The following is a 9,843-nucleotide window of genomic DNA, read 5'->3' as shown; positions in this document are numbered from 1 at the left end:
CCACCGACCACCAGGGCGGGGAGGCGACTTCGAGGTCTCCCCGCCCCTGCCCGAGGGAAACCGATGGCCGTCACCCCGACGGCGAAGCCGCCGGACCTGGCGGGTGCCTTCGAGGCGGAGGCCCTGCCGCACCGCGCCCACCTCCTGGCCGCGGCCCGGCGCCTGACCCGCTCGCACACCGACGCCGAGGACCTCCTCCAGGAGACCTGTCTGAAGGCGTTCCGATCCTTCCACCAGTACCGGCCCGGCACCGACATCCGTGCCTGGCTGCACCGGATCCTGATCACCACCTTCATCAACGACCACCGCCGCCGCCGAGCCAGGCCGCACAGCACCGAACCCCTCGACGAGAACCTGCACTTCCGGCCGGACACAGGCCCGCCGGCATCCGCCGAGGAGCAGTACCTGGCCCGGTTCGCGCACCCCGACATCGGCACGGCGCTGCGCTCGCTGCCCGAGGAGTACGCGGCGGTGCTGCGGCTCGCGGACATCGAGGGCCTCGCCTACCAGGAGATCGCCGAGATCCTCGGCGTCCCCACCGGGACGGTGGGTTCGCGGGTGCACCGCGGCCGCCGCCGGATGCGGGAGCTGCTGCCCCAACTCGAGCCACGCCGTGTCGGTCCCGCACCATCCACCCCTGCGAAGGAGCCCCTGACATGAACGCAATCGACAGACGTACCCTGCTCGGCCGCGGTGCCGCCGTGGCCGGTGGCGCGGCGGTGGCCGGAGCCCTGCTGCCCGCGGACGCCCACGCGGCGGCCGGGGCGGTCGGCGCGGTCGGCGCCGGCACCGGGAGCACAGTGACCCCCGGGGACTCCCGCTATCCGACCCTGAAGACCGGAAACAACCAGCGGTTCGTCGCCACCCCGGACTACGTGAAGATGATCCGCTCCTCGGCCGACGCCGAACAGGCGTTGGCCAAGGCCGTACGGAACGGCAAGCGGATCTCGGTGCGCAGCGGTGGCCACTGCTTCGCCGACTTCACCAGCAACCCCGACGTCGAGGTGATCCTGGACTTCTCCGAGATGACCGGGGTCGGCTGGGACCCCGCCATGCGCGCCTTCTACGTGGAGCCCGGCGCGCGGTTGCTCAATGTCTACGAGGCCCTGTTCAAGGGCTGGGGCGTCACCGTGCCGGGCGGCATCTGCTACAGCGTCGGCGCCGGAGGGCACATCGCCGGCGGCGGGTACGGTCTGCTGTCCCGTGCCCACGGCCTGGTCGTCGACCACCTCTACGCGGTCGAGGTGGTGGTGGCCGACGCGGCCGGCCGGACCCGTACCGTCCGGGCCACCCGCGAGGCCGACGACCCCGACCGTGACCTGTGGTGGGCGCACACCGGAGGCGGGGGCGGCAACTTCGGGCTGGTCACCCGCTACTGGTTCCGCTCACCGGACGCCCGCGGCCCCGAGCCGTCCGACCTGCTGGTGAAGGCACCGGCGACGGTGCTGGTCAGCGCCGTCGACATCCCTTGGGACGGTCTGGACGAGAAGACGTTCAAGCGGCTGGTGTACAACTTCGGGGCCTGGCACGAGCAGCACAGCGCCCCGGACAGTCCCTACCGGCATCTCAGCAGCCTGTTCAACGTCTCCGCCAAGGCTCACGGCAGCCTGGGGATGTTCACTCAGATCGACGCCTCGGTCCCCGGCGCCCGCGAGATGCTCGACTCCTTCATGGCGGCGGTGACCAGCGGCACCGGTGTGGAGCTTCGCTCGCTGGACCGCGGCAACGGCGAGTTGCCGGCCATGCCGGGGCTGCACGAGCCCCGGGAGCTGCCCTGGCTCCAGGCCACCCGGCTGGTCGGCACGGACAACCCGACGATCACCAACCCCACCTCGCGCGGCGGCCACAAGTCCGCGTACATGCGTCGCAACTTCAGCGAGGACCAGCTCACGGCGCTCTACCGGTACATGACCCGGCCGGACTTCACCAACCCGGACACCATGCTGGTGCTGTTCTCGTTCGGCGGCCGGGTGAACGCCGTCGAGGAGCACGCCACCGCCAACGCCCAGCGGTCCGCCGTGTTCAAGATGTGCTTCCAGACCTTCTGGAACGACCCCGCGGAGGATGACTTCTATCTGGGCTGGCTCCGGGATCTCTACGGCGAATTCTTCGCGGCCAGCAACGGTGTACCGGAAATCAATGACGCCACCGACGGCTGCTATATCAACTATCCGGACCGCGATATGACCGACCCGCGGTACAACCGCTCCGGCACGCCGTGGACGACCCTGTACTACAAGGGTAACTACCCGAGACTTCAGCAGGTCAAGCGGCGCTACGACCCGTCGAACCGGTTCCGGCACTCCATGTCCATAGCTCCCGCGCGGAGCTGATACAACACACCTGAAAGGCCCCTGGCCGGCCCCGCTCAGTGGAGCGGGGCCGGCTTTTCTCATGTCCGGCGCCCATTGCTTCGTACAACCGGGAAAATGCACGCGTTGACCCTCCGTCCGCCCCGGTGGAATTCTCTTTCTCGTCAGTGCAGCACATCAGGAGAAGGAATTCGACCATGCTGATGGATTGGACGGTGAGAAAGAAATGCGAACTGTTTCCGTGGTCATAGGCACCCGGCCGGAGGCCATCAAGATGGCTCCCGTGATCAGGGCGCTCCAGGCGCATCCCGGTCTCCACCCGGTGGTCATCTCGACCGGGCAGCACCGGCAGATGCTGGACGAGACCCTCGACGCCTTCGGCCTGGCGGCCGACATCGACCTCCAGGTGATGGCCCCCCGGCAGACCCTCTCCCAGGTGACGGCCCGCATCCTCAACGGACTCGAGGCCCGGCTCCCCGGCCTCGGCGCCGACGCCCTGCTGGTGCACGGCGACACGGCGACGACACTGGCCGGCGCCCTGGCGGGCTTCCACCACGGGGTCCCGGTCGTCCACGTCGAGGCCGGACTGCGCAGCGGCGAACTCTCTTCACCCTTTCCCGAGGAGGGCAACCGGCGACTGGTCGGCCAGATCTCGGCGCTGCACCTGGCGCCCACCCCGGCCAACCGTGCCAACCTGCTCTGCGAGGGCATCCCGGAAGAGACCATCGTCGTCACCGGCAACACTGTGATCGACGCCCTGCGCTGGGCCGGCGAACATGCCGTCGAGTACGGCGACCCCGCCCTGCGGGACCTCGACGAGGACCCCCGCCGGATCGTCCTGGCGTCCGCCCACCGCCGGGACGCCTGGCCCCAACTCGCGGAGATCGCGGCCGCGTTCCGCCGCATCGCGGACGAGCCCTGCACCCGGGTGGTGATCCCGCTGCACCGCAATCCCGCGGTGCGCCAGGCGATCCTGCCGGTCGTCGCGGGCCACCCGGACATCACCGTCACCGACCCGCTGCCGTATCTGAGCTTCATGAAGCTGCTCAAGCGGGCCGATCTGATCGTCTCCGACAGCAGCGGCGCCCAGGAGGAGGGCCCGGCGCTCGGCAAGCCCACCCTGGTGCTCAGCGAGGTGACCGAGCGCAGCGAGGCCGTGGTGGCCGGCACCGCCAAGCTGGTCGGCAAGACCACCGAGCGGATCGTCGCCGCCACCCTCGAACTGCTGCGGGACCCGGTCGCCTACGACCGGATGGCCGGTGCCGCCAACCCCTACGGGGACGGCAGGGCCGCCCGGCGCACCGTCGACGCGGTGGCCTGCTTCCTCGGCCTCGGCGACCGTCCCGAGCCGTTCGTGCCGGAGACACCGGTCGACCAGTTCGCCGCCGAACTCGCCCGCAGCGCCGACTACGAGCGGCACGCGCCCCAGCCGACCCTTTGAGCACCGAGGACCTGCCATGAACCGGAACACCGTCCGCACCCTGGAGCTGGGCGCCGAAGACATCCCGGCGCTGCTGGTGGAGAACGTCGACCACTACCGGGTGCGGGGGCCCGCCGTAGTGGTCAACCCCCATCCGGAACCCGTCCTGCTCGACGTCGAGCCGCGGGTGACGATCCCGGCCCTGTCCTCCACGATCCTGGCGGACACCACGGTCGTCGGCGCGCCCTCCGTGCTGGTCCTCGGCCTCCCGGACCGGCCTGCCGCCGAGGTCGTCCGGGCGCCGGGCTGGCATCCGCTGGGCGAGCTGCTGCCGCCGCCGGACCCGGCCGACCCGACGGAGTTCCCCCGGCACACCCCGCTGTGGAAGGGCCCGCAGGACGGCGCAGGTACGGCCCGGCTGGACGCGCCCCACCTGCTCGGCGAGCGCCCGGACCGGGGCGCCGGGGAGACCTACGAGATCCGGGTGAACCTCTGGTACGCCCCGGCCGGCACGGACTGCGCCATCCACAACCGGCACGACTTCATCGAGGTCCACACCCAGATCGCCGGGGTGGGCCGGATGCAGAAGTTCCACGCCCACGATCACCGCACCCTCTACCAGGACATCCCGATGGCCCCGGGCTACACCACCCCGCAGCCGTTCTGCCGTACCGCCCCCGGCGGCGGCTACCGCTACCCCTGGCACCAGTACCGCGCCGACACCGACTGCGTCTGGCTCGCCGTCGAGTACCACCGCCCCGCCCGCTGACCCGCCTTCCCGAGAGGACCCACGCCATGACCGAGAAGCACCGCACCGCTCCGATCCCGCCGGTCTTCGCCCCGGAGGTCGTCGCCGAACAACTGCGCGACGGCTACTGGCTGGAGGCCCCCGACATCGACCAGGACGGCCGCCCCGACCTGTTCGGTTACGGTCTGCGCCTCGGCGAGATCTACTGGTACCAGAACGACGACCACTGGACCCGTCGGCTGATCGCGGACGGCATCAGGATGCCGGTCGGCGCCGACTTCGCCGACATCAGCGGCAACGGCCACCCGGACGTGGTCCTCTGCTACGAGCTGTACGGTCCGATCGGCACCATCCACGACCCGGACCCGGCCGGCGGCAAGATCGACTGGCTGGAGAACCCGGGCGGTCCGGACAAGGACGAGTCCCGCTGGAAGCGGCACTACGTCGGGCGGGCCACCGGTATGCACCGGCTGCGTGTCGGGCACTTCACCCGCACCGACCGGCTCCAGATCGTCGGCGTCCCGATCGTCGCCGAGGCCGACGTGCACGCGGTGCTGCCGGTGGTGGTCTTCACCCAGCCCGACGATGTGCACACCGCCGCGGAATGGCCGATGGAGACCATCGACGACAGCCACTTCCGGATGATCCACGGCGCAGAGAAGAAGGCCGGGCTGATACCCGGCTCGGACCTCGACTCACTGCTGTTCGCCTCCGACGAGGGCGTCACCTGGCTCTACTTCGACGAGGCGACCGGCCAGTGGGTGCGCAGGCTCATCGGCACCGGCGAGACCACCCAGTTCGAGGCCACCGGGTTCCGGGGCAGCGGGGACGTCAACGCCGGCCGGGTCGGCGACGACCCGATGGCGTACGTCGCGGCCGTCGAGCCCTTCCACGGCAACACCGTCGCCGTCTACGCCAGGACGGGCACCGACGAGCGGGGCGAACCCGTCTGGTCCCGCACCCTGCTGGACGTGTACGGCGACCCCAACGAGAGCGGCGAGGGACCCGGCCACCAGATCGTCTGCGCGGACTTCGACGGCGACGGCGAGGACGAGTTCCTGGTGGCGCTGCGCGGCCCGTGGCCCTGGCAGGGCGTCATGTACTACAAGGCCATCGACCTGGCGGCGGGCGTCTGGGCCAAGTGGCGGGTCGGCGAGGAGTCCGTCGCCCGGATCGCCACCGGCGACTTCGACGGGGACGGCCGCCTGGACTTCGCGACCATCGCCTACTCCGTCCAGAACTACTACGTGGCCAAGGACGCCAAGATCATGCTCTACCGGAACCGGACGCCGCGCGGCGACGCCGAGTAGACCCCCTGCCCCGACCTCCGCGGACGCCGCCCGGCCCGCCCGTCCCACTCGGCCGGGCCGGGCGGCACCGCCCTCAGCAGAAAGCCGTCGCCATGTCCTCCGCCGTTGTACCGCCGGGCACTTCCCGCCCCGGGAGCAGACCGTCGAAGCTGCCCTCGCTCACCGGACTCCGGTTCTTCGCCGCGCTCCTGGTGTTCTTCTTCCACTCCTCCCTCTCCAACAGCCCCGTCCCGCCGAACGGTCCGGTCAACCCGTTCGCCGACGACTCCCTGGCCCGCGTCTACGCCAGGACCTTCGTCTCCACCGGCTACATGGGCGTCTCGTTCTTCTTCGTGCTCTCCGGGTTCGTCCTGGCCTGGTCCGCACGGCCCGGTGAGCGGGTCACCGCCTTCTGGCGCCGCCGGATGACCAAGATCTTCCCCAACCATCTGGTCGTCGCCGCCGCGGTCACGGTGCTGTTCGCCGGGGCGGCCGTCACCGGCGTCTCCGAATGGCTGCCGAACCTGCTGCTGATCCACACGTTCTTCCCGCAGGCGTCGATCAACCTCAGCCTCAATCCGCCCAGTTGGTCCCTCGGCAGCGAGCTGCTGTTCTATCTGCTGTTCCCGCTGCTGATCGTCCCGATCCGCAGGCTGCGCGGCGGCGCGCTGTGGGCCTGGTCGGCCGTGATGGTCGCCGGTACCGTCGCCGTCCAGCTCGTCTCGACGTACCTGGTGCCCGACACGCCCAAGTCGGCGATCACCCCGGTCTCCGACGCGCAGTTCTGGTTCGGGTATCTGTTCCCGCCCGGCCGGCTCTTCGAGTTCGTGCTCGGCGCGCTGCTCGCCCGGATCGTGCTGACCGGCCGCTGGCCCCGCCGGATCGGCGTCCGCCTCTCGCTCGTCCTGGTCGCGGCCGGGTACGGGGCCACCTACTTCGTGCCGTTCCAGTACACCTTCGTCACCGCCACCGTCGTACCGATCGGCCTGCTGATCGCGTCGGTCGCCGACGGCGACGCCCGCTCCCGCGGCGGCTGGCTGAGCAGCCGCCCCATGGTCTGGCTCGGCGAGGTCTCCTTCGGCTTCTACCTGGTCCAGGGCGTCACCATCTTCTACCTGCGCAGCCTGCTGGGCTCGGAGCCGTTCAGCACCCCGGTGGCGGTGGCCGTCGTCGTCCTGTTCTTCGCGGCCTCGCTGCTCGCCGGCTGGCTCCTCTACCGCTTCGTGGAGATGCCCGCCATGCGCCGCTTCGCCCGCGCCCGGCGCCTCGCGTCCCCGACGGTCACCCCGGTCCCGGCGGCCGCACCGGCCCGGCGCACGGTGTCCGCCGCCGCACCGGACGCCGAACGGGAACTGACCTGAGTCCGGGGAGACCGACCTGAGCCCGGGGAGACCGACCTGAGCCCGGGGACACCGCCCGGAGTCCCCGGGCGGGAAGCTCTCCCCCTCCCGTGCGAAGTGCCCCGTCCTCCCGGAGGACGGGGCACTTCGCACACGCTCGCGGCTCAGCCGGCGGCAGCCGCCACCGGTTCGCCGGACCGCGTGCCGGACAGTCCGAAGCCCTCGGCCAGCAGCCGGTAGGAGCGCGCCCGGTCGGCCGGGTCCTGGGTCAGGGTGTTGACCATCAGCTCGGACACCCCGTGTTCCTCGGCCAGCGCCCGCAGCCGGGGGACGACCTCCTCGGGCGTACCGAAGATCATCGACCGCCTGCGGTCGGCGGCCCGTTCCGCTTCACGTCCGGTCCACCGGTGCGCCCGTACGCTCGCCGCCGAGGGCAGCGGACGGTCGTCGCCGAGGTCCTTGCGGGCCCGCCACAACAGCATCGACCCGGCCAGTTCCTCGGCCCGCGCCCGGGTGTCGGCGAGCACCGCGCGTACGGCCAGCACCCCGCCGCGCCCGTCCCCGGGCACCGCACGGGCCTGGGCGCTCCGGTACGCGTGCAGTGCCTGTACGCCCGGTCCCGGTACCAGGAAGTGCGCGAAGGCGTAGCCCACGCCCAGCTCGCCCGCGGCCCTCGCCGAACCGGCGCTCGCCCCCAGCAGCCACAGCTCCGGCTGCACCGGCGGCACCGCCGTCACGGCGCGCGGGCCGTCGTCCGGGCCGCCCGGCCGCAGCAGCGCGCGCAACTCCCGCAGCCGTTCCGGGAAGTCCCCGGCCGGTCCGCCGGACCGCCCGATGCCCATGTCGACCCGGCCCGGGTGGAGAGCGGACAGCACCGCGAACACCTCGGCGACCTTCAGCGCCGGATAGCGCGGCAGCAGCACCCCTCCGGTGCCGACCCGGATCCGGTCGGTCGCCGCGAGGACGGCCCCGGCCAGCATCTCCGGGGCGCTCCCGGCGAATCCCGGCGAGTGGTGGTGCTCGGCCACCCAGTACCGGGTGAAGCCCAGCCGGTCGGCGTCGCGGGCCAGGTCGATCGAGGCCCGCAGCGCGTCGGCGCCGGTGTGCCCCTCGCCGACCGGTGACTGGTCGAGAACGGAGATCCGCACGCCGCTCACGCCTCCTTCCGGCTGCTCGGGCCGGACCGGCCGTCCTGCCCGGGCCGGTCGTCGACGATTGCCGGGACGATGCGGTAGTCGCGCTGGAACACCAGGTTGTGCAGGTCGGCGGAGGCGATCGCGCGCAGGGTGGGCACCTCGGCGGCCGCCTGTTCCTCGGTGAAGACGTTCAGCGGCCAGTCGGCCACCGTGGCGCCGCGCAGATGCGGATGGTGGAAGCCCCGTCCGTAGTGCGCCATCAGCGTGATCGGCTGGATGTCCGTCTTCCGCTGCTCCGGCCAGGACAGCGTCCACAGCGCCGCGAGGCCACCGTCCGGGGTGCGGCCCACGCCGGTGGCCTCGACGGTCCCGGTGTCGCGCAGCATCTCGTGGTCGAACTCTTGCAGCACCCGGCGGGCGTACGGGTCCAGCAGCGTGACCGCCTCGTGGAACAGCCGCTCCTTGCTCTGCCGGGAGACGGCGTCCCCGTGGGTGCCGTCGCGCAGGTCCCCGAAGTGGCGGCCCAGGGCCTCCAGGTGCGCGGGCGCCCCCGGGACCGGCGGTGATACAGGGTGCGTGGTCACTTGTCCTCCTGGTGTGCGATGTGGTCGGCGGTCTCGGCGAATCGGGCCGCGACCATCCGGCCCAGCCACTGGCGCATCGGATGCGCCCGGTCGGCGTCCCCGTGCCGGGACGGCATGACCAGCGCGGCGTGCGGGGTCTGGTGGAACAGCCGCAGGGAAGTCCGCACCCCCGCCCGCCGTAGGGTCTCCGCGTACCCGCGTACGTCGTCCAGCACCGGGTCGTGGTCGCCGACGGCGAGGACGGCCGGGGCCACCCCGGTGACGTCCGCGGCCTCCAGCGGGGTGGAGTACAGGACGTTCCCGCCGGTCCGCCGGGGCAGCGGCGCGCCGCCCCGGTACCGGAGCCAGGCGGCGCGCAGCTGCTCGGCGGAGGGGTACGCGGTGGCGTCCGCCCCGTACGAGGGGCTGCGGCAGGCCGGGTCGAACGGCGGGTAGGCGAGGAACTGGCCGGCCAGCGGCTCACCGGAGTCCCGCAGGACCAGGGCGGCCGAGGCGGCGAGCGTCCCGCCGGAGCTGTCGCCGCCGACGGCCACCAGTGGGGCGCCGTTCTCCCGGATCGCCTCGCGGCGTGCCCAGCGCACCGCGGCCAGCACGTCCAGCAGCCCGGACGGGTGCCGGTGCTCGGGGGCGAGCCGGTAGTCGACGCTGACCACGGCGCTGCCGGAGAAGCGGGCGAGGTCCGAGGTGACCTCGTGCCACTGGGCCGCCGAACCGTACTGCCAGCTTCCGCCGTGCGCCCAGACCAGCCAGCCGACGGGCCCGGCGGCCGGCCGGTAGACCCGTGCCGGTACCCGGTGGCCCTGGGACGGCAGCAGCACCTCCTTCCAGCCGGCGGTGCCCTGCGAGGGGGTGTGCCGGAGGTCCGGGACACGCTTCACGACGTTCTCCTTTCCGGGACCGCCCGCCGTGGCCGGGGGTGCGGTGGCGGCGGGGTCCCCTTCGGCACTGTGCAGAGCCGTACGGCCGACGCCAACCGGCAGTTGGCCAGGTCGCACCGCGATCCGCCGTACGGGA

General features: G+C 72.2%; 9 protein-coding genes. 6 read left to right on the top strand and 3 right to left on the bottom strand.

What is annotated here, in order from left to right:
• Window positions 1–63: 63 nt before the first annotated feature.
• The 6 genes from ACZ63F_RS42970 to ACZ63F_RS42945 all read left to right on the top strand — a co-directional run bounded on the left by ACZ63F_RS42970 (window position 64) and on the right by ACZ63F_RS42945 (window position 7,130).
• Window positions 64–660: a sigma-70 family RNA polymerase sigma factor gene (locus ACZ63F_RS42970; RefSeq protein WP_469719531.1), complete on the top strand. Its 597-nt coding sequence runs from the start codon at window positions 64–66 to the stop codon at window positions 658–660.
• Window positions 657–2,333, top strand: a complete 1,677-nt coding sequence (locus tag ACZ63F_RS42965; protein WP_469719530.1) for an FAD-binding oxidoreductase — start codon at window positions 657–659, stop codon at window positions 2,331–2,333. Before ACZ63F_RS42970 ends, ACZ63F_RS42965 begins: the two co-directional genes overlap by 4 nt.
• 205 nt (window positions 2,334–2,538) lie before the next feature.
• On the top strand, window positions 2,539–3,753 hold the full coding sequence (gene wecB, locus ACZ63F_RS42960) for a non-hydrolyzing UDP-N-acetylglucosamine 2-epimerase (protein ID WP_469719528.1): 1,215 nt from the start codon (window positions 2,539–2,541) through the stop codon (window positions 3,751–3,753).
• Window positions 3,754–3,769: 16 nt separating this feature from the next.
• The gene (locus ACZ63F_RS42955; RefSeq protein ID WP_469719527.1) at window positions 3,770–4,501 is read left to right on the top strand and encodes a hypothetical protein; all 732 of its coding nucleotides are present in this window, start codon (window positions 3,770–3,772) and stop codon (window positions 4,499–4,501) included.
• Between the two features lie 26 nt (window positions 4,502–4,527).
• Window positions 4,528–5,790 (top strand): FG-GAP repeat domain-containing protein, encoded by a 1,263-nt coding sequence (locus ACZ63F_RS42950; RefSeq protein WP_469719525.1) that lies wholly within the window; start codon window positions 4,528–4,530, stop codon window positions 5,788–5,790.
• A 92-nt stretch (window positions 5,791–5,882) separates the two neighbouring features.
• Window positions 5,883–7,130, top strand: a complete 1,248-nt coding sequence (locus ACZ63F_RS42945) for an acyltransferase family protein (RefSeq protein WP_469719523.1) — start codon at window positions 5,883–5,885, stop codon at window positions 7,128–7,130.
• A gap of 143 nt (window positions 7,131–7,273) precedes the next feature.
• Here ACZ63F_RS42945 and ACZ63F_RS42940 read toward each other — a convergent pair whose 3' ends face one another.
• From ACZ63F_RS42940 to ACZ63F_RS42930, 3 genes are read right to left on the bottom strand one after another with little or no spacing between them, the layout of a single operon-like run.
• Window positions 7,274–8,257, bottom strand: a complete 984-nt coding sequence (locus tag ACZ63F_RS42940; protein WP_469719522.1) for an MsnO8 family LLM class oxidoreductase — start codon at window positions 8,255–8,257, stop codon at window positions 7,274–7,276.
• A 5-nt stretch (window positions 8,258–8,262) separates the two neighbouring features.
• On the bottom strand, window positions 8,263–8,829 hold the full coding sequence (locus tag ACZ63F_RS42935; protein WP_469719520.1) for a hypothetical protein: 567 nt from the start codon (window positions 8,827–8,829) through the stop codon (window positions 8,263–8,265).
• Window positions 8,826–9,707 (bottom strand): alpha/beta hydrolase, encoded by an 882-nt coding sequence (locus ACZ63F_RS42930; RefSeq protein ID WP_469719518.1) that lies wholly within the window; start codon window positions 9,705–9,707, stop codon window positions 8,826–8,828. The genes ACZ63F_RS42935 and ACZ63F_RS42930 overlap by 4 nt, the downstream gene beginning before the upstream one ends.
• Window positions 9,708–9,843: the final 136 nt, after the last annotated feature.

It is taken from the genome of Streptomyces sp. NPDC104761, assembly GCF_055583445.1.
This window is presented reverse-complemented; position numbering and strand designations above follow the sequence as displayed.